Below are 19,356 nucleotides of genomic sequence, written 5' to 3' on the forward strand. Positions count from 1 at the left end.
GTGTGCCGCGATACCGGCGGGTGTCATCACGAATTGCCCTGCCGCCGGCCGGGGGCGCGGTAGCGAACGTGGGTGACGCCACCCTCCCCTTCGAGCACCCTGATCCGTTCCAGCCGGCTCGGTTCGATGCCGAGGGACTCGAACAACCGGCGCCCGTCGCCGAGCAAGACCGGGATCAGGTGGATCTCGAGTTCGTCGAGGACCCCCGCGGTGAGAGCGCGCCGCACCAGGACGCTCGCCCCGTGCACGAGCACATTCCGGTCGCCGGCCGCGTGCTTGGCGTCTCGGGCCGCGGCCGCCACGTCGCTCACGTAGTGCACGGCGGGCCATTGCGCCGCCCACGCGGGCGCCGGGCTGCGGCTGAGGACGTAGATCGGTACGCCATCGTGGTGGTCGCCGCCCCAGCCGTTGGCGGCCTCGAAGGTCCCCCGTCCGGTGATCACGGCCCGGGTCGACATGGCCTCGTCGACGATCCGTCCGTTGACGCTTCCCGGGCTCCCGGCGGTTTCCCGCGGACGACCACCGGCTTCGAAGAACCACTCGTGCAGTACTTCCCCGCCGTCGCCGAGACCGTTGCCCGGGCCTTGGTCGGGTCCCGTGACGAATCCGTCGAGGGACATTGACATGTACAGCACCGTCGATGACATCCGCTCACGTCCTTTCGAGGTCACAGACAGACCGCTCGAGCCGGCGAACGGCAGGGCTCAGCGCAGGCCGCTGGGCACGATGTTCTGGTTGAGATGCAAAAGGTTGCCGGGGTCGTACCGGTCCTTCAGCTCGGTCAGCCGGGCCAGCTTCGCTCCGCGGTAGGCGCGGCGGATCCCGTCCTGGCCTTCGTCGTTGAGCACGTTGACGTACGCCCCGCTCGCAAACGGCTCCATCGTGGCCGCGTACCGGCGCGCCTCCGTGATCCGATCGGCGTCCTCGGCCGGGTCGGTCCACCGCGCCGCCACCACGAATTCGACAAGTGCATCGCGCTGGCCGAAGGCCGACTCGTGATCCGGTACCTCGGCGATGGCGCCGCCGTAGGCCTGGAGGCTCGCGGACGGCGCGCACGGGCCCCGCTCCAGCGCCAGGAACCGTCCGATCACTTCGTCGCCGAAATCACGGAAGTAGTGGCCCTTCCAATAGCGGCGATAGCGGTACCCCTGCGTGTCGTCCTCCCGCCGCTGCAACTGCAGATACGTCAGGTCCCCGACGACCTCGCAGACCGGTGAGGCCGCACCACGCAACGCCGGCAGCAGGCGTCGTCCGGCGTCCGGATCCCCGATCCACACGTACCCGATGTTGACCACCGGTCGCCCGCGCAGCGACGACGGTAGGTGCGCCCAGTCGCCGGCGGTACCGACCCAGGCGGTCAGCGTCGCCTCACGCGGCGCCTCGGGCAGCAGGTCCCGCCAGCGACGCAACACCGGTTCGGCCTCGTGCAAGGGGAAAACCATCTCGACGCTCAACGCGCGGGTGTCCAACCGGTGCAGGACGAACTCGAACTCGGTGACCACGCCGAAGTTGCCGCCCCCGCCGCGCAGCCCCCAGAACAGGTCGGGGTTTTCCCGAGCGCTGGCGGTCAGCACCTCGCCGCTGGGGATGACCACCTGGTACGACGCGACGTTGTCGCAGGTGAGGCCGGCCTGACGGGCCAGCCAGCCCATGCCGCCACCGAGGGTCAGTCCGCCGACTCCGGTATGCGACACGTTTCCGGCGGTCGTCGCCAGGCCATGGCGCAGCGCCGCCTCGTCGAGGGCGCCGAGCAGCGCACCGCCCTGCACCCACGCCCGGCGCCGGTCCGCATCGACGCGCACCGCGCACATCGGCGTCAGGTCCAGCATCAGCCCGCCGTCGGGGACCGCGTGTCCGGCGATGCTGTGCCCGCCGCAGCGCACCCCGATCTCCAGTCCGGTCTCGGCGCCGTACCGCAGCGTCGCCGCCACATCCGCCGGTCCGGTACACGCCACGACAGCGGCCGGTCGACGATTCACCATGCCGTTCCAGACCGATCGGGCCAGGTCGTACCGTTCGTCGCCCGGTTGCCACACCGGTCCGGCGACGCGGTTCACGAGTGGATGCGGCGTCATCATGCCCGTTCCTCCTGCTGCAGGTGATGCGGACAACGCTAAGGGCCTTTGGCTCGGTACTACGATCCAAAGGCGTGGCCGATTCCCAGACCAATCTCGCCTGGAGCACGCTACTCGACCTCGCCGGCCCCGGTGCGAAGCACGAACGGCTCATCCGGGCCCTGCGGGCGTCGGTCCGCGCCGGCCGGTTGCCGACGGGCGCCGCCCTGCCGCCCAGCCGCACCCTGGCCGCCGACCTGGGCTGGTCCCGTTGGGTCGTCACGCAGGCGTACACCCAGCTGGTCGCCGAGGGGTATCTGGATGCCCGCGCCGGCTCGGCGACCCGAGTGCGCTGGACGCCCGACACCCCGTCCGCCCTGCCGGAGGCGGACCCGACGCCGCCGGCGCCGATGCGGTTCGACCTGACGCCTGGCCTTCCTGACCTGCGCGCCTTTCCGCGGGCCCGGTGGGGCGACGCGCTGCGCGACCAGGCGCGCCAGGTGACCACCGCCGATCTCGGGTTTCCGCCGCCGGGCGGGCACCGCCGGCTCCGCCGGGTGCTGGCCGAGCACCTGCGCCGCAGCCGGGGTGCGATGGCCGGCGCCGACGACATCGTCGTCACCACCGGAGTCACGGACAGCGTCGCCCGGGTGTTCCGCGCCATCCGGCAGGAGGGCATCACCCGCGTGGCCGTCGAGGATCCCGGGTGGGTCCAGCTGCACATGGCGGCGCGCGAGGCCGGGCTGACTGTCGTGCCGGTCCCGGTGGACCGGCACGGGCTGCGGGTGGCCGAACTGGACGGCGACCCGGCGATCCGCGCGGTCCTCACCACACCGTCCCACCAGTTCCCGACCGGCGTCTCCCTCAGCGCAGAACGCCGCGCCGCGCTGGCCGACTGGGCGCAGCGCGTCGACGGGCTGGTGCTGGAGGACGACTACGACTCCGAGTTCCGGTACGACCACCGGCCGCTCAGCGCGATCCAGGGGATGAGCCCGTCGAGGGTCGTGCTGCTCTGCTCGGTCAGCAAGACCCTGTCGCCGGCCCTCGGCATCGGCTGGATGGCGGTGCCGTCCCGCTGGCGCCGCGTGCTGCTGGCGAGCGGCACGGCCCGGTCGGCGCCACCCGTCCTCGATCAGCTCGCATTCGCCCAGCTGATCGAGAACGGCGGCTATGACCGGCACCTGCGCTCGGTCCGGCAGCGCTACCGCAGCCGCCGGGCCGCCCTGCTGCACGCCCTGCGCACCCGGCTACCCGCCTGCCGGGTCAGCGGTTCGGCCGCCGGTTTGCACCTGGTGGCCCATCTCGGCGACGAGGTGGACGCGGCCGACGTCGTCGCGGCCGCTGCCACCCGCGGCCTCCGCCTGACCGGCATGCGCACCTTCCAGGTGGACCGGCAGCAACCGGCGCACAGCCTCGTCCTCGGCTACGGCAACCTCCCCGACGCCGCCGTCGACGAGGCCGTCACCGTGCTGGCGGCCGTACTTCAGGGGCTGTAGCCACGATCCGTGGATCGATTCGGTCGGCGACGGCTTGGACAAGCCCGACAGTGCGGCGTGCTGGGGGTGGGTGGCAAGCCCCGGGTAGTGCACCTGGCTGACCGCCGGGTGCCGGCTCAGGGCCTCGGCCAGGGCCAGGCCGTCGTCGTTGTGCCGGGGCACGCGCAGCGGCAGGGTGCGGATGCCGCGCAGCAGCAGCCAGGCGTCGACGAGGCCGAGGGTGGCGCCGGTGAGCAGGGGTCACGACGCCGTGCGCGCGGGCCAGGCCGGCCACGGCTCGCAGGTCGGTGATCCGCAGCAGCGGGTTGCAAGACCCTCGGCGCCGTGTGAGGGCCCATCCGCCGCCCGGGCCCGTCCTGCGCGGACAGGTCCGGTCCGGGCGTGAGCGTGCCGGAACGGGGTAGGGCTGTCCTGGGCGACGAGCAGGAGGTGTGCCGACGTGGCCAGCCATACCGCAGCAGAGGCCCCTCGCGGCGCCACCGTCATCCAATGGCCGGTCCTCGTTCCGGCACTGGTCGCTGCGCTCGGTGGCTTTCTGTTCGGGTACGACACCGGCGTCATCTCCGCCGCCCTGCTGTACCTCTCGGCGGCGTTCGCCCTGTCGAGCACGCTGCAGGAGGTGGTCGTCGCCGCGCTGCTGCTCGGGGCGATCGTCGGTGTGGTGGGCGGCGGGCCGCTCGTCGACCGCTTCGGCCGGCGCCGGCTGCTCATCGTCTCCGCGGCCGTGTTCTGCATCGGCGCGCTCGGGTCGGCGTTCACCCCGGGCCCGGGGGTGCTCATCGCCGCCCGGTTCGTGCTCGGCGTGGCGATCGGCATGTCGTCGCTCGTGGTACCCACCTACATCGCCGAGATGGCACCCCGGCAGGTGCGCGGGCGCTTGGTGTCGTTGCAGCAGTTGATGATCACGGTGGGCATCTTCGTGTCGTACCTGATCGGCTTCGCGTTCTCCGGGGTGCACCAGGGCTGGCGCTGGATGCTGGGGCTTGCCGTCGTACCGGCCGCGGTGATGCTGGTGGGCCTGCTCGGCCTGGCCGAGAGCCCGCGCTGGCTGCTGTCGCGGGGCCGCGACGACGAGGCACGCACCGTCATGCTGCGCTCCCGCGGACCCCGCGAGGCCGACGAGGAACTGGCCGAGATCCGGCGGATCAGCGCGGCGGAGCGCGGCATGTCGATCCGCGACGTGTTCAGCCCCCAGCTGCGTCCGGCCGTGCTGCTCGGCGTCGCCGTCGCCGCGACCAACCAGCTCGTCGGCGTCAACGCGGTCATCTACTACACGCCGACGCTGCTCACCCGGGCCGGGTTCGGTGACGCGGCGGCGCTGCTGTCCACCGTCGGCATCGGGCTGGTCAACATGCTCGTCACGATCGTGGCACTGCTCGCCATCGACCGGGTCGGCCGACGCCCGCTGCTGCTCGGGGGCACTGCGGTCGTCGTGGTCAGCCTGGTCGCGCTCGGCGCCCTGTATCTGCTCCCGAGCCGCACCGGCGCGGCCGGCGCCGCCCTCGTGGCCGTGCTGTGCGTGTACATCGCCGCGTTCGCCGCGAGCCTCGGTCTCGGGATCTGGCTCATCAACAGCGAGATCTTCCCGACCGCGGTGCGCGGCAAGGCGGCCGGCGCCGGCACCGTCACCCACTGGACGCTCGACTTCCTCATCTCGCTGACCGTGCTCACGGCCATCACCGCGCTGAGCGCCACCGGGCTGTTCTGGCTCTACGCCTTCTTCGGCGTCCTGGGCTTCCTGTACCTGTTCCGCAACCTGCCCGAGACGAAGGGCCGCAGCCTGGAGGACGTCGAAAGGGACCTGCGCCGCCGGGCCGGGGCAGTCTGCTGACCCCGCCCGGGCGAGGCAGGACCGGGTGACGGCGGCCGGCACGGTTGCCGGCGCGCCCTCGCCCGGAACGGCAACGCGTCTGCCGGTTGGTCAGGCCGCGATCGGCTGAGCGGTGACCACGACGTTGTCGCGGTAGTGCCCGGTGCGGCTGTCGAACGGCCCACCGCAGGTGATCAGGGTGAGACGCACGGCGCCGTCGCGGGCGAAGTACCGCTGCAGCGCAATCGTCGCCTTGGGGTAGATCTCGCGGGCCACGACGCTGAAGCGGTACATCGTGCCGTTGCCGCCGGTGACGTCGATCCGGTCGCCGGGGCCGAGATCGCGCAACTTGAAGAAGGCGCCGCCGCCCTGCTGGGCGCTGTCGACGTGCCCGGCGATGACGATCGACCCGGCGGTGGCCTCCAGCCCGGGGCCGTACCGGTACCAGCCGACGACGTCGACGCTGGGCGGGACCGCGAAGTCGCCCGTGCGCTCGTCGACGCCGACCGGGTTCACGGTCGCGTTCACGTCGAGCTTGCCGATGCGGAGCCGGGCCGGCGCCACGACTGCCGGTGCGGACGGCAGCGCGCCGGCGATCACCGGGCCGCCGCTGCCGGAGGACGACGGGGTCGCGGAGGCGAGGGCCGCGGCGCTGGACGCTGCGACCGTCGGCGCCGGCCGCTGCGCGCACGCCGTGACCGCGGCGCCGGTGAGCAGGACGGCCCCGAGCAGCACGGCGATCCAGGCGACCGTCCGGCGACCGGGGCGCGCCCCGCAGCAGTCTGCGGGGGCGCGCCGTTGCTCGATCGGACCCGCATCAGGCCCGGGCCCCGCCGGCCGCCCGTCCGGCGCCGCGGCGCAGGACCAGCGCACCACCGAGCAGCAGCAGCAGACCGGCGCCGGCGGCGGCGTAGGTCCAGGCGGCCGGGCCGCGGTCGGCGGTGCCGCCGCTGCCGGACGGGACGCCGCCCGGGGTGCCGTGCAGGCCGGTGATGGTCTGGGCCACCACGCCGAGGGTCTTGCCCTCGGCGGAGCCGATGGCGTAGACGATCGTCGAGGTGCCCTCGGCCAGGTTCAGGTCGGCGGCGGGGATCGCCACCGTGCTCGTGCCGGCCAGCACGACGTCGGCGCTCACCGTCCCGGCCGCCAGGTCCGCCTTGGCCTCGTTCGGGTTGGTGAGGTTCTTGAACACCGGCTGGCCGCCCGCGCGGACGTCGACGGCCGGAGCCGCCGCGGTGTGCCGCACGACGAGCCGTGCCTTGCCGGGGGCCAGCTTGGCGGTGTCGTTGACGAACGGCGTCAGCGTCGGCTTGCCGTCGGCCGTGAGGTGCGCCACCAGGCTGACGTTCGCGTCAGCGGGCACGGCCGCCTGGTCGACCTTGATGATCGGGCTGGTCACCGGGTCGCCCGGCTTGACGATGACGATGTCGTACTTGCCGGCCGGCAGGTCCAGCGGCCCGGCTACCTTCGACGGCTGGAAGTTGTCGAGGGTCTTCTTGCCGTTGACGTACACGTCGACCGGCTGCCCGGGAATCCCGTGCACCACCGACACCTTGCTCGGCCCGGCCGCGTGCGCCGGCGACGCGATCAGCAGTGTGGCCGCGGCGACGGCGCCCAGCGCTCCAGCTCCGGCCGCGGCGCGGCGCAACGTCAGACGAATGCTCATGGTGAGGCCCTTCCACTACCAGACACACGAACGGCTTGCTCTGTCGCCATGTCTTCGCGTACCGCAGGGTGCCGTGGATTCAGCCGGTGGAACTTGCCACGAATCGCATCCATGCACGGGTCGCGCCACGAACTGACTCTGATGCGGCCCAGCCGGTCCCGGCGGTTGGCGACTCGAGCCCGTACGGGCCGGTCACGATCCGCAACCGGGTCAAGGCGTTCGCCGCACGGGTCAACCGCCACGCGATCCCGCGGAAGCGGCGCGCCCGGTCAATCGCGGGACCGGCCGGCGGGCGTCACCGGCGATGCGCTCCCGGTGACCACGTCAACGCCGGGGAGACGGCGCGTGGGCCCGGCAGCGGTCGAGCCCGGCGCGCAGGTCGCGGCGGAGCCTGGCGTCCAGGCCGGGCACGGCCAGCGCGGCCGTCAGGTCGTCAGCGGCCTCGCCCCAGCGCTCCAGCCGCATCAGCGCGGTGGCGCGGTTGTAGCGAGGCTCGGCCGCGGCCGACAGCACCACCGCGCGGTCGAGGTCGGCCACCGCGGCGGAGGCGTCACCGCGTTCGAAGCGTACGGCGGCGCGGTTGGTCCACGCCTCGGCCAGTCCGGGATCGGCGTCGAGGGCCCGCGTCAGCAGATCGTCGGCCTCGTCGAGGGCACCGCGTTCGGAGCGGATCAGACCCAGCGTGCACAGCAGGGCGGGCGCGTCGCGCCGCTCGGGCGGAGCCGAGCGCACGCATGCCTCGGCGGCGGCGAGGTCGCCCCGGGCGAGATGGAGGTTGGCCAGCGCTACCCGGGCGTCGAGATGGGCCGGATCGATGGCCAGGACGCGCCGCAGATCCTCGCGTGCCGCCCCGCCGCGCCCGGTCTCCTCATGCAGCGTCGCGCGGTTGTAGTACGCCTCCGGCAGGTGCGGTCCGAGCTCGATCGCCGCCGCGTAGTCGCGCAAGGCGGCGCTCGTGCGCCCAGCGGCACGGTGCAAGGCCGCGCGATCGACGTAGTACTCGCAGTTGTCGGGGTCGAAGGCGATGACGTCGTCGAGGTCGGCCAGTGCCTCGGCGGTATTGCCGAGCGCCACGTGGAGCTGGGCGCGGTTGTGCCGCAGGCGGGCCTGGTCCTGCCGACGCTCGTCGGCGCCCAGGACGGTGGAGAGCTTCGCCAGACCGGAGTTCACCAGGTCCAGCGCTTGGTCCGCCCGGCCCTCGCGGCTGTCCAGCAGCGCGATGCCCTGCTCGTAGAAGACGCTCGACACGACGCGACGGCGTTCGTCGGTGATGCCGCCGGCCAGGTGCAGCGCCCGCTCCAGCCACTGTCTGGCCATGGCCGGGTCCTGCTGCGCCGGGGGAAGGTGGCGGGCGTACAGCATGGCCGTGGAGTATGCGGCCGACGTGGTGATCTTCGGATCGTCGGTGACGGCCCGGACTTCGGCGTACAGCTGGAGTGCCTCGCCGGCGTGGCCGAGCGCGGCGAGGGCGGTGGCCAGTCCCGTGGTGAACGACCACCAGAGGGCGAGGTCGGTCCCGGGGGTGACGGCGGCCCGGCCGCGCCGCGCGGTCCGCACGGCGTGGTGGTAGAAGCCGCGCGCCAGACTGTCGCCCAGCATGGCCCGCAGGTTCGCCGGCCGCGACTCGGCCGCCGGCTCGGGCGCTCCCCCGTCGTGCAGGTGCAGGGCCGCCGGCGTCGGCGCGAGCCGCCGCGTGAGCGTCGCGAGGAGTTCCGCGGTCGTCTCGTCGGCCGCATCGGCGTGGACGAAGTGGACGGTCAGGGGACGGCGCACGGCGCACGCGGCCACGAATTCCGCCGCCCCGAACGCGAGGGCGGCCGTGCGCCGAGCGGGGTGGAACCGGATCGGCTGCTCGTCGGCCGCGGCCGCCGGGGCCGGATGCCGGGCCGGGACGATGGCGTGCAGCTCGGCGCGGTGACGGGCGGCCCGCCGGGGATGGTCGCGGGCGAGGTCGGCGAGGAACGCGCCGACCCCGGCGTACGGGCCGAGGTCGCGGTGGCAGTCGTAGGGCGGGCGCCCGGAGGCGCCCGCCCGGCGTCGTCCTACCAGCACCATTCCAGCCAGAGCCGCCGCGCTCCGGACAACAGGCGCACGGCACTCTTGTGGCGGATCGTCATCTTCCGCATTGGCCACCTCCGGCAGGGATCAATGAAGTGATCAGCATCATAGAGCGTTTCATCGATGGATGGGAAGATCGCTCCGCGAGGTTCAGCTGCGGGCCCACTGCTGGCTGTCGCCGCCGTTGCGGGTCCAGATCTCCAGCAGGGTGCCGTTGCCGGTGCCGGCCCACCAGCCGCTGTCGTGGCCCCGCTCCCGGCTACTCCACGATGGCCGTACTGGCCGACGGACAGGTCGCCGACCTGTACGAGATCGGCAACAGCGGCGGCATCGTGTGCACCCGGTTCAGCCTCGACTGGGTGCCCGGGGCGCCTGACCGGCACGACGCCAGGGCGGCGGCGCGTCCGCGTCACGCCGAGCGCGGCTACTCGGACTCGCGCGTCGACGAGCCGTCGCCGCGCGCTTCGGGCTCGCGCCGCGCCAGCGACTCGGGGGCCTTCTCGATCGGGAAGAAGAAGCCCTTCACCGTCGGGGCGAGCGCACCGATCCGGTTCATCTTCTTCGGTACCACCGAACCCGAGTACTCCAGCTGACGCTGCGCCCCGGCGCGCCGGCCGTCGCCGTCCGACGGCAGCGGCTGGTGGACCTCGACGAAGCGGCCGTCGGACAGGCGGCGGATGATGCCGGTCTCGACGCCGTGGGCCAGCACCTCGCGGTCGTGCTGCTGCAGGCCCAGCGCGAGCCGGTACGCCACGTAGTAGGCCAGCGCCGGGAGCGTGAGGATGCCGACGCGACCCGCCCAGATCATCGCGTTGAGGCTGATGTGGAACTTGTCCGCCAGCACGTCGTTGCCGCCGGAGATCAGCAGGATCGCGTAGAACGTGATCGCCATCGCGCCGAGCCCGGTGCGGCTCGGGTTGTCCCGCGGCCGCTCCAGCAGGTTGTGGAAGGCTCTGTCCTTGGCGTGGCGCTGCTCGATGAAGGGGTAGAGCATCGGCAGGATCGCGAGGAGGCCGGGCAGTACGACCGTGGGCCAGAAGATCGGCGGAAGGGTGTAGCCGTTGCCGAACAGGGTGAACCGGATCTCCCACCCCGGCATGAGACGGGCGGCGCCGTCGAGGAACATGACGTACCAGTCGGGCTGGCTCGCCGCCGAGACCACCGCGGCCTTGTACGGCCCGTACAGCCAGATCGGGTTGATCTGGAAGAGGCCGGCCAGCGCGGCGGTCAGCGCGAACACGAACATGAAGAAGCCGCCCGACTTGACCGCGAAGTTCGGCACCATCCGCACGCCGACCACGTTCTCGTTGGTGTGGCCGGGGCCGGGCCACTGCGTGTGCTTCTGCTTCACCAGCAGGCCCATGTGGACGCTGATGAGCGCGAGCAGCGCGGCCGGCACCAGCAGGACGTGCACGATGTAGAGCCGGGGCAGGATGATCTCACCCGGGAACTCGCCCCCGAACAGCGTGGTGGTCACCCAGGTGCCGACGACCGGGATCGACAGCACGATGGCGCTCGCGATGCGCAGGCCGGTGCCGGACAGCGCGTCGTCGGGCAGCGAGTAGCCGGCGAAGCCCTCCAGGAACGCCATCCAGAACAGCAGGAGGCCGACGATCCAGTTGGCCTCGCGCGGCTTGCGGAACGCGCCGGTGAAGAAGACGCGGAACATGTGCACCACGATCGCGGCCACGAACAGCAGCGCCGCCCAGTGGTGCATCTGCCGCATGAACAGGCCGCCGCGGATGTCGAACGACAGCTGCAGCGCCGTGTTGTACGCCTGCGACATCTCCACCCCGCGCAGTGGCGGGTAGCTGCCGCTGTAGGCCGTCTCGCGCATGGACGGGTCGAAGAACAGCGCCAGGAAGGTACCGCTGAGCAGCAGCACGATGAACGAGTAGAGCGCGATCTCGCCCAGCAGGAACGACCAGTGGTCCGGGAAGACCTTGTTGAACAGGCGGCGCAACGGCGTCGCCGCTTGGAAACGTTCGTCGATCGCTCTCGCCGAGTTGGCCGGCAGAGCCCGCGGATCGGTCTTGCGTCGTCTCATGGCAGCTCCCAGAAAGCAGGTGCGACCGTCCTTGAGCCGCAGCCACGACCGGAGGCCGGCGGACTCGTCCCGCGCCGGAGCGCACGCCCGGGTGCCGGTCGCGCCGCGGATGATCGACTCCCGGCTCCCGGAGGCCGGCGAGTGCCCGCCAGGCGTCCGCCTCCCCTCGGAGGCGTTGCCCGACCACCGTGCCGCCGTCCGTGCCGCCGTCGACAGTCATCCCGCGCGGCTACCCGCTGCCGCGCCGTCCAAGCCCGGGCCGCACCGCGAAGTTACCGCCGCCCCGCGCCCTTGGCCGGGCGTGCGCGGGCCATGGTGCGACCGGTCAGCGGCGGGCCGCCCGGTTGCGCAGGAACTGGCCCAGCCCGTCGCCGTCCTCGATGGCGATGAACGCGCCCCGGACGCTGAAGAGCACCTCTTCGCCGTGCTCGGTGCAGCCCCAGACCGAGTCGCCCCAGGAATCGGTGAGTTTGACCTGGGCGGCGGCCGGGCACGGCGCCCCGTCGGACTGGCCGACCTGGCAGCGCTCCGGGGCACCCCCGCGCTGGCTGACGGCCTCCGCCGCGCGCTGGATGAGCTCGAACTTGGCCTCGGCGCCGGTGGCCGCCTGACGATCGGCCTCGGCAACGGCGGCGCGCTGGCCGAGGAGCACCACGTTGCCGTCCGGATCCCGCACGCGGGCCTCGCCGCCGGGGGCGTGGTCCGGGTAGCCGATGCGCTCGGCCGGATGGCCGGCGTCGGCGAGGCTCTGCAGGGCCGCCTCGAGGTTGTCGACGTAGAAGTACACCAGCAGCGGCAGCTCGACGGTGATCAGCCGCGGCTGCACGGCGGCCAGCAGGATGGCCAGCTCGCCGCTGCGCAGGTGCCGCCAGCTGGCGGCCACGTCGCCGCCGGCGCGCAGGACGGACCAGCCCAGCAACGTGTAGAAGGCCTGGGATCGCTCGATGTCGGCGACGTACAGCACCGGCACGGACGCCTCAACCGTTGGCAGCACGGCGAGACTGTACCGCCCGCCGCCGACGACCGCCGAGCGGTCCGGCCGCCGTGATCCAACCGATATATATTTGCCGCCCGGCAAACGATGCCGCCTGGAAGAACGACACCGCGCCGGAGACGTCCCGGACCGCGACTTGGATTCGGCTTGTCCCGCCTCTAAGTCCGACTTGGAACCGGCGCCACGCGGCCGCGGGGACGGGCCCGCGGCCGCGGCGCCTGGTCGCGCGGGGATCAGAAGTCGTCGTCGAAGGAGACCGTTCCCGTCACGCCGAGCTGATAGGCCGAGACGCGGCGCTCGAAGAAGTTCGACAGCTCCTGCACGTCCTGCAGCTCCATGAAGGCGAAGGGGTTGCGGCTGCCGTACAGCGGCTCGATCCCCAGCAGCGCGAGCCGCCGATCGGCGACGTGCTGCAGGTACTCACGCATGTCCGCCGGCGCCATGCCCGAGACGCCCGGCCCGAGCAGGTCCGCGGCGAACTGGACCTCGCACTCGACGGCCTCGGCGAGCATGTCGCGCACCTGCGCCGCCATCGCGTCGTCGAACAGGTCCGGCTCCTCCGAGCGGACCGTCTCCACCACGTCGAAGGCGAACGCCATGTGCATGGACTCGTCGCGGAACACCCAGTTGGTGCCCGACGCGAGGCCGTGCAGCAGGCCGCGGGAGCGCAGGTAGTACACGTAGGCGAAGGCGCCGTAGAAGAACAGGCCCTCGATGCACGCCGCGAAGCAGATCAGGTTGAGCAGGAACGCCCGGCGGTCGTCGCGGGTCCGCAGCTGCCGCAGCTCGCCGAGGGAGTCGATCCAGCGGAAGCAGAACTCGGCCTTGCGGGCGATCGACGGGATGTGCTCCACCGCCGCGAACGCCGCGAACCGCTCGGCCTCGTCGGGCACGTAGGTGTCGAGCAGGTTCAGGTAGAACTGGACGTGCACGGCCTCCTCGAACAGCTGCCGGGACAGGTACAGCCTTCCCTCGGGCGAGTTCACGTGCTGGTACAGGTTCAGGACGAGATTGTTGGCGACGATCGTGTCACCGGTGGCGAAGAAGGCGACCAGACGCGAGACCAGGTGCCGCTCGGCCGGCGTGAGCCTGGCCAGGTCGGGCAGGTCGCTGTGCAGGTCCACCTCCTCGACGGTCCACGTGTTCCTGATGGCGTCCTTGTACCGGTCGAAGAAGTGCGGGTACCGCATGGGTCGCAGCGTCAGGTTCATGCCGGGGTCGAGGAGGCTCACTGGCACGCCTCGCACGACTCGGGGTTCTCCAGCGAGCACGCGACCGCCTCGGCGGTGGGCGCGACGATCGACACCGTCGCCTGCTGGATCCGGGTGGCCGGCCGGGATCGCAGGTAGTACGTCGTCTTCAGGCCGGACTTCCACGCGTGCAGGTACATCGAGGAGAGCTTGCCGATCGTGGGAGCGCTCATGAACAGGTTCAGCGACTGCGACTGGTCGACGAAGGGCGCCCGCGCCGCGGCGAGATCGATGAGCGCGCGCTGCGGCAGCTCCCACGCGGTGCGGTACAGCTCCCGCACGTCCGCCGGCAGCTCCCCGATGTCCTGCACGGAGCCCTCGGCCCGCTTGATCCGCTCCCGGATCGGCGCCGTCCACAGGCCGCGGGCCTTGAGCTCCCGCACCAGGTACGCGTTGATCTGCAGGAACTCCCCCGACATCGTCTCGCGCTTGAACAGGTTCGACACCTGCGGCTCGATGCACTCGTAGCAGCCCGCGATCGAGGCGATGGTGGCGGTCGGCGCGATCGCGACGAGCAGCGAGTTGCGCAGGCCGTGTTCGGCGATCTGTGTGCGCAACGCCGTCCAGCGCTCGCCGTGCGTGGTAACGCCCCACAGGTCCGGGTGCAGCACGCCGGACGCCGCGCGGGTCTGCGCGTACGCCGGGTGCGGGCCGAACCGCGCGGCCAGTTCCGCGGACGTCTCCAGCGCGGTGAGGAAGATTTCTTCCTGCACCCTTGTGGACAACTCCCGCGCGGCCGCGGAGTCGAACGGTAGCTTCAGTGCGAAGAAGGCGTCCTGCAGGCCCATCAGGCCGAGACCGACCGGCCGCCACCGCGGGTTCGACGCGCCCGCCTGCTGCGAGGGGTAGTAGTTGATGTCGATGACGCGATCGAGAAACACCACGGCGGTGCGGACCGTCTGCCGCAGCCGCTGCCAGTCCACGCCGCCGGCGGTCACGTGCGCGCCGAGGTTGATCGAGCCGAGGTTGCACACCGCGGTCTCGCCGTCGCTGTTGACCTCGACGATCTCGGTGCACAGGTTGGACAGGTGGATGGTGTTACCCGGCGCCCCCGTCTGATTCGACAGCGCGTTGGAGCGGTCCTTGAACGTCATCCAGCCGTTGCCGGTCTGCGCGAGGGTGCGCATCATCCTGCCGTAGAGCTCGCGGGCCTTCACCGTGCGCACGGCCCGCCGCTCCGCTGCCCGGTAGGCCTCGTCGAAGTCGGCGCCGAACAGGTCCGGCAGATCCGGCGCGTCGGACGGGTCGACCAGCGACCAGTCGCCGTCGGCCTCGACCCGGCGCATGAACTCGTCCGGCAGCCAGTTGGCCAGATTGAGGTTGTGCGTGCGGCGGGCCTCCTCACCGGTGTTGTCCCGCAGCTCCAGGAACTCCTCGATGTCCGGGTGCCACGGCTCCAGATACACGCACGCCGCGCCCTTGCGCCGGCCGCCCTGGTTCACCGCGGCGACACCCGCGTCCAGCGTCTTGAGGAAGGGGACGATCCCGTTGGACGTTCCGTTGGTACCGCGGATCAGCGCGCCCCGCCCGCGCACGCGCGACCAGGAGATGCCGATGCCGCCGGAGAACTTCGACAGCTTGGCGACCTGGTGATACCGCTCGTAGATCGAGTCGAGCTCGTCCTTCGGCGAGTCCACGAGGAAGCACGAGGACATCTGTGTGTGCCGGGTGCCGGAGTTGAACAGCGTCGGCGAGGACGGCAGGTAGGCCAGGGAGGACATGAGCCGGTAGAAGCCGATCGCCTCGCCCGGTGTCTGCGACAGGCCGCAGGCGACGCGCAGCAGCCAGTACTGGGGCGTCTCGACGACGAGGCGGGTCTCGGGGTGGCGCAGCAGGTAGCGGTCGGCGACGGTGCGCAGGCCGAAGTACTCGAAGCGCAGGTCCCCGCCGGGGTCGACGGCATCGTCGAGCTTGCGGGCGTTCGCGGCGACGAACGCGGCCGTCTCGTCGCCGATGAGGCCGAGCCGGTGGCCGTAGCGGATCGACTGGCTGAAGCTCGCGACCGCCTGCCCGCGGACCTCCTTGTCCACGAATGCGGCGAGCAGCCGGGCGGCGAGCCTGGAATACTGCGGCTCCTCGCCGATCAGTTCGGCCGCGGTCTGGATCGACAGCTTGTCCAGCTCGGCCGTCGTGGCCCCGTCGTAGAGGCCGCTGATCGTCTTCGTGGCGACCCGCAGCGGGTCGACCTCGTCGAGGTCGGCGACCCAACGCTCGACCGCCTTGACGATCTTGTTGACGTCGACCGGTTCCAGGTCGCCGCTGCGCTTGCGGACCTGCATCGCGTGGCGCCGCGGCTCGGGCGCCGCCGCCCGGCCCTGTGCGTCCGCCCGGCCCTGTGCGTGCGCGCGGCCCTGTGCGTCCGCCTGGCCCTGTGCGTCCGCCTGGCCCGGTGCGGCCGTGTCCTGCGTGACCGTCATGAGTTCCCCTCGTCACCCGTGATGGGCGCGCAGGGGGACGACGCCATGGAGGGACGGCGCACGCCGTCACCCGGGCTGGCGTCGGCCGTCCCGCGCGGCCTCCGACCACCGCGCACCCGGTTCGGCGCGCGGTGCGCTGGCAGGTCTTCGGACTCGCGGGCGCGGCCTCCCGGCCACCTACCGGCCGTCGCTTCCCAGGCCTGGCGGCCCAGTGCTTCGTTGACGGCTTTCGTTCCCACTCACCGCTGCGGGGCAGTCCCGGGTTCACACCGGGTTCCCTGTTGCCACGGCCGTCCCCGCAGGAGCGGCCGAACCAGCTGCGAGCAACACCATATATGGGAGACATCGAGAAAGCGAACCACCAGATGGTGTGTCGGCGTGTCGCGCGGATCGCATCGCCAGGCGTCACTGCCGACCGCGGCGACCGGCGCGACGCCCCGGCGCGGGGTGGCCAGGATCGCCGCGCCCGGACGGCTCGGTCGGCAACCGCAAGCGTCCGCCCGGCCGCCGGCTCGCCGGACCCGCGCGCGGCGGCCGGCCTCGCCCGCGCGCGGCGGCCGGCCTCGCCGTCGCCGGAACGGTCCCGTGCAACGAACGCCGGGGGTGGCTTCGTGAACGGGGTGTGCAGGTGACGTTCGAGGAGTTCCTCGCCGCCCGGTTGCCCGCCCTCACGCGGTACGCGACGGCGCTCGCCGGTGATCCCGACGCCGGCGCCGACGTGCTGCAGGACGTGCTCGTGAAGGCGCAGCCCCGGTGGTCGAGGATCGCCGAGCTGGAGTCCCCGGAGGCGTACGTCCGGCGGATGGTCATCAACGAGCTGACCTCGGCACGTCGACAGCTCGCGGCGCGGCTGCGCCGCGAGCGCGTGCATCACGCCGCCGAGCCGGTCACGGCCGACGGCCACGACGAGCGGATCGCGCAGCGGGATGCTCTGGTCCGGCTCATCCGCGACCTTCCCGCGCGCCAGCGGATCGTGATCGTGCTGCGGTACCTCGAGGACATGGCCGACGCCGACATCGCCGTGCTCATGGGCTGCTCGATCGTCACCGTCCGCACCCAGGCCATGCGTGGCCTGGCCACCCTGCGCGCAGTACTGCCCCAACCCAGCCTTGAGGAGCAACGATGAGCTACGAGGACGACGCGATCCGCGGCGCGATCGCCACCATCGCCGACCGGGCCCACGCGCCGCAGCGCATCACGGCGGCACTCGACGCGCGAACGCGGGTCATGCGCCAGCGCCGCCTGGTGCTGCGCGCCGCCGGGGCCGCGGTGGCGGTGGCGGCGGTCGGGGGCGGGCTGGAGGTGTACCGCTCGGCGGCCGGGCCCGGCACCGGACGGCCCGGGGACCCGGGCTCCCCGAAGGAGCCGGGCGGCTTCCCGAAGGTCGCGGGCGGCCCGGGCGGCGGCTGGCTGGAGGCCACGGCGACCTGGCGGCCCACGTTCCTGCCCGACGGCTACGGCCAGGTGATGGCCTCGGTCCTGGTGTCCGGCGGCACCGCGGCCGCCACGAGCCGCGGCTGGGTCCCCGCCCCCGGCACCGACACCACGGGCGCGAGCGTGACCCTGATCATCGGCGACGACGGCCCGCCCCGGCACACCGGGGGCACCGTGTCGATCAACGGCGTCGAGGCCGAGCTGCTGGACCGCATCGAGGCCGCGGCCGGCGTGACGTGGGTGCCGGCGGGCGGGCAGCGGCTGACGGTGATCGTGACCGGCACCGACCGCACGGTGGAGCGGGACATGGCGGTCGCGGTGGCCGAGTCCCTGCGCCCGGACTCGGCCAGGATCGCGGTGGGCCCGCGGCTCGGGTTCCTGCCGGACCCGTTCCAGTCGCGGCCGTGGTGGTACACGGCGCGCGCCGACGGGACCGCCTGGTCCATCGATCTGGCGGTGAACGGCCCCAGCAGTTCGCTGACGCTCGAGGTCGGCCCGGCGGTCCAGCGCTCGTTCGACCCGGCGGGCGCGCAACCGGTGCGGGTGCGCAACGCCGACGGCCTGCTGAGCCGGGGCGGGGACCAGCTGTTCGTGCCGCAGGACGGCTACAACCTGTCGGTCACGGCCCCGCAGTCCGGGCTGGACCTGCCGAAGATCGCCGAGGCTCTCGAGGTCGGCCCGGTGCCGGACGTGAGCTGGTACGGCTCCCGCTGACCGGTGCCCGCCGGGAAGACGGCCGCGTGCGGCGCACGCGGCCCGACGGCGGGGCTGAGGCCCGGGACGATCGCGACGGTGGTGCCCACCGGCTTCGCGGCGTCCTCGGGCGAGAGCCCCACGTCCGACGTGTCCGCCGGGAGGATGCCCTTGACGATGTTCTGCACCCCGCCGCGTTGAACGTCCCGGCCTGCACCGGGACGGCGAGGTCGCCGCCGAGGGTGACGACCGGGGCCAGCGGGGCGCCGTCGGCCACGTTGTTCGCCTCGTCGCCGGCCTTGGACAGGGCGTCGACGGAGTACACGGAGCCCGCTGGGCAGTTGGTGGACGGGACGGCCAGCGTCACGGTGTCGGCGGCCCGCCCTACGGCGTATAGACGGTCGCCTCGCGGGAGGTCTGCCGGATGCCGTTCGGGCCGTCGAACACCCGCCGGCCCCACCAGGTCATCGCCTTGGCGTCGAACTGGTGCACCATGTCGAGGTTGCTCACGTCCCCGCTGTTGCCGCTCCACGACCACGCGAGATACCCGATGCCCTGCGCCTGCGCCTCGGCCATGACCGCGTCCTCGTCGACGTCGCCGTCGTGGTGGGTGTACGCGAACTCGGTCACCGCGATGGGGAGCTTCGCCTTCAGGTACGCCCCGGCGTAGTCGCGGATGTTCGTGGCCCGGCCGAAGGCGCCGTAGACGTGGATGGAGAAGACAGTGTTGCGCCGGGGGTCGGCGGCGAAGACCTCGGCGGCGTGGTCGCGCATGGTGAACGACAGGTCCTGGCCCCAGTCGGGCGCGTCGACCAGCAGCGTCTGCTGGATGCCCGCGTCGCGCAGGCGGCGGATCGAGTCCATCGTGTCGCCGGGCCAGGTGCGGACGTTGTCCAGGACGTACGGCTCGTTCGCGACGTCGAGGACGGCGTAGCGCTCCTGGCCGGCGAGCGCCCCGCGAATGCTGATCCAGTAGTCCACCGCCCGCGCCTGCGCGATGGCCTGCGGGCGGTAGCCCCAGCCCGTGGTGTCGTCCACCACCAGCACGCAGATAAGCCGGTTCCGCCGGCACAGGGCGATCACGTGCGCGACGTCGGCCGCGTCGTTGCGCTTCGCGACCACGCCGGTGGACAGCTCGACCCGCACCGCGTTCGCGCCCAGCGCCTTGACGTCGCTGAAGGCCCGGGCCGTGCGCTCCGGGAACACCGCGTGGTTCTCGCCCACGCCGCGCATGACGAACTCGTGGTCGTTGGCGTCGTAGAGGCGCCCGTCGCGCACGTGGAAGCCGGGCCGGACCGCCGTATCGCCCGGCCGGGGGGAACCACCGGGCACCGGCTCCCCGTGCGAGTGGTGCAGCCGCCCCGCGAGGACGAGCGCGGCCACGACCGCGAGCGACGTCCCCGCGACGGCGGTGCGCTTCCTCATGAACCACCTCGG

General features: G+C 72.5%; 14 protein-coding genes, 1 pseudogene and 1 riboswitch. Of the genes and pseudogenes, 4 read left to right on the top strand and 11 right to left on the bottom strand.

The genetic code is table 11. From position 1 onward, the window contains the following. Positions 1-26 precede the first annotated feature (26 nt). Entirely contained in the window at positions 27-626 is a 600-nt protein-coding gene (locus ACQP1P_RS32505) for a dihydrofolate reductase family protein (RefSeq protein WP_433076663.1), read from the bottom strand. A 78-nt stretch (positions 627-704) separates the two neighbouring features. Continuing rightward, positions 705-2,057: an FAD-binding oxidoreductase gene (locus ACQP1P_RS32510; protein WP_433076665.1), complete on the bottom strand. Its 1,353-nt coding sequence runs from the start codon at positions 2,055-2,057 to the stop codon at positions 705-707. 92 nt (positions 2,058-2,149) lie between these two features. On the opposite strand from ACQP1P_RS32510, the gene ACQP1P_RS32515 reads away from it, so the two are divergent. Further along, positions 2,150-3,550 carry a PLP-dependent aminotransferase family protein gene (locus tag ACQP1P_RS32515; protein ID WP_433076667.1) on the top strand — a complete coding sequence of 467 codons (1,401 nt, stop codon included), beginning with the start codon at positions 2,150-2,152 and terminating at the stop codon, positions 3,548-3,550. Between the two features lie 111 nt (positions 3,551-3,661). Here the strand turns inward: ACQP1P_RS32515 and ACQP1P_RS32520 are convergent. Continuing rightward, positions 3,662-3,787 (bottom strand): annotated as a pseudogene (locus tag ACQP1P_RS32520) (PLP-dependent transferase); the annotation flags it as partial. A gap of 202 nt (positions 3,788-3,989) precedes the next feature. Between ACQP1P_RS32520 and ACQP1P_RS32525 the strand changes: the two are divergent. Then, positions 3,990-5,381 carry a sugar porter family MFS transporter gene (locus tag ACQP1P_RS32525; RefSeq protein WP_433076669.1) on the top strand — a complete coding sequence of 464 codons (1,392 nt, stop codon included), beginning with the start codon at positions 3,990-3,992 and terminating at the stop codon, positions 5,379-5,381. 90 nt (positions 5,382-5,471) lie between these two features. Here the strand turns inward: ACQP1P_RS32525 and ACQP1P_RS32530 are convergent, their stop codons facing one another. The 7 genes from ACQP1P_RS32530 to ACQP1P_RS32560 all read right to left on the bottom strand — a co-directional run bounded on the left by ACQP1P_RS32530 (position 5,472) and on the right by ACQP1P_RS32560 (position 15,792). Beyond that, complete coding sequence (locus ACQP1P_RS32530) at positions 5,472-6,095, bottom strand: class F sortase (protein ID WP_433076670.1); 624 nt, start codon at positions 6,093-6,095, stop codon at positions 5,472-5,474. A gap of 82 nt (positions 6,096-6,177) precedes the next feature. After that, positions 6,178-7,026 (bottom strand): DUF4397 domain-containing protein, encoded by an 849-nt coding sequence (locus ACQP1P_RS32535; RefSeq protein WP_433076672.1) that lies wholly within the window; start codon positions 7,024-7,026, stop codon positions 6,178-6,180. 324 nt (positions 7,027-7,350) lie between these two features. Next, a complete protein-coding gene (locus ACQP1P_RS32540) occupies positions 7,351-9,078 on the bottom strand; it encodes a tetratricopeptide repeat protein (RefSeq protein WP_433076674.1) in 1,728 nt (575 codons plus the stop codon). Positions 9,079-9,508: 430 nt separating this feature from the next. Beyond that, positions 9,509-11,131 carry a cytochrome bc1 complex cytochrome b subunit gene (gene qcrB / locus ACQP1P_RS32545; protein WP_433076676.1) on the bottom strand — a complete coding sequence of 541 codons (1,623 nt, stop codon included), beginning with the start codon at positions 11,129-11,131 and terminating at the stop codon, positions 9,509-9,511. Positions 11,132-11,456: 325 nt separating this feature from the next. Next, positions 11,457-12,125, bottom strand: a complete 669-nt coding sequence (locus tag ACQP1P_RS32550; RefSeq protein WP_433076678.1) for a VOC family protein — start codon at positions 12,123-12,125, stop codon at positions 11,457-11,459. Positions 12,126-12,358: 233 nt separating this feature from the next. Beyond that, entirely contained in the window at positions 12,359-13,336 is a 978-nt protein-coding gene (locus tag ACQP1P_RS32555; protein ID WP_433090198.1) for a ribonucleotide-diphosphate reductase subunit beta, read from the bottom strand. Positions 13,337-13,353: 17 nt separating this feature from the next. Beyond that, complete coding sequence (locus tag ACQP1P_RS32560; RefSeq protein WP_433076679.1) at positions 13,354-15,792, bottom strand: ribonucleoside-diphosphate reductase subunit alpha; 2,439 nt, start codon at positions 15,790-15,792, stop codon at positions 13,354-13,356. A gap of 121 nt (positions 15,793-15,913) precedes the next feature. Further along, positions 15,914-16,125, bottom strand: a riboswitch (cobalamin riboswitch). 295 nt (positions 16,126-16,420) lie between these two features. Here ACQP1P_RS32560 and ACQP1P_RS32565 point away from each other — a divergent pair. After that, positions 16,421-16,918 carry a SigE family RNA polymerase sigma factor gene (locus ACQP1P_RS32565; protein WP_433076681.1) on the top strand — a complete coding sequence of 166 codons (498 nt, stop codon included), beginning with the start codon at positions 16,421-16,423 and terminating at the stop codon, positions 16,916-16,918. Then, positions 16,915-17,940, top strand: a complete 1,026-nt coding sequence (locus ACQP1P_RS32570) for a hypothetical protein (protein WP_433076683.1) — start codon at positions 16,915-16,917, stop codon at positions 17,938-17,940. Before ACQP1P_RS32565 ends, ACQP1P_RS32570 begins: the two co-directional genes overlap by 4 nt. Positions 17,941-18,303: 363 nt before the next feature. Here ACQP1P_RS32570 and ACQP1P_RS32575 read toward each other — a convergent pair whose 3' ends face one another. Further along, positions 18,304-19,344 carry a cellulase family glycosylhydrolase gene (locus tag ACQP1P_RS32575; protein WP_433076685.1) on the bottom strand — a complete coding sequence of 347 codons (1,041 nt, stop codon included), beginning with the start codon at positions 19,342-19,344 and terminating at the stop codon, positions 18,304-18,306. Positions 19,345-19,356: the final 12 nt, after the last annotated feature.

Origin of the sequence: Dactylosporangium sp. CA-052675, from assembly GCF_050947935.1 — a bacterium.
In the GTDB taxonomy this organism is placed as follows: domain Bacteria; phylum Actinomycetota; class Actinomycetes; order Mycobacteriales; family Micromonosporaceae; genus Dactylosporangium.

Excerpts from the sequence above, each read along its gene's own strand:
- ACQP1P_RS32560 (WP_433076679.1), bottom strand. The coding sequence starts at position 15,792 with ATGACGGTCACGCAGGACACGGCCGCACCGGGCCAGGCGGACGCACAG.
- ACQP1P_RS32555 (WP_433090198.1), bottom strand. The coding sequence starts at position 13,336 with ATGAACCTGACGCTGCGACCCATGCGGTACCCGCACTTCTTCGACCGG.
- ACQP1P_RS32575 (WP_433076685.1), bottom strand. The coding sequence starts at position 19,344 with ATGAGGAAGCGCACCGCCGTCGCGGGGACGTCGCTCGCGGTCGTGGCC.
- ACQP1P_RS32570 (WP_433076683.1), top strand. The coding sequence starts at position 16,915 with ATGAGCTACGAGGACGACGCGATCCGCGGCGCGATCGCCACCATCGCC.
- ACQP1P_RS32505 (WP_433076663.1), bottom strand. The coding sequence starts at position 626 with ATGTCAATGTCCCTCGACGGATTCGTCACGGGACCCGACCAAGGCCCG.
- qcrB (WP_433076676.1), bottom strand. The coding sequence starts at position 11,131 with ATGAGACGACGCAAGACCGATCCGCGGGCTCTGCCGGCCAACTCGGCG.
- ACQP1P_RS32535 (WP_433076672.1), bottom strand. The coding sequence starts at position 7,026 with ATGAGCATTCGTCTGACGTTGCGCCGCGCCGCGGCCGGAGCTGGAGCG.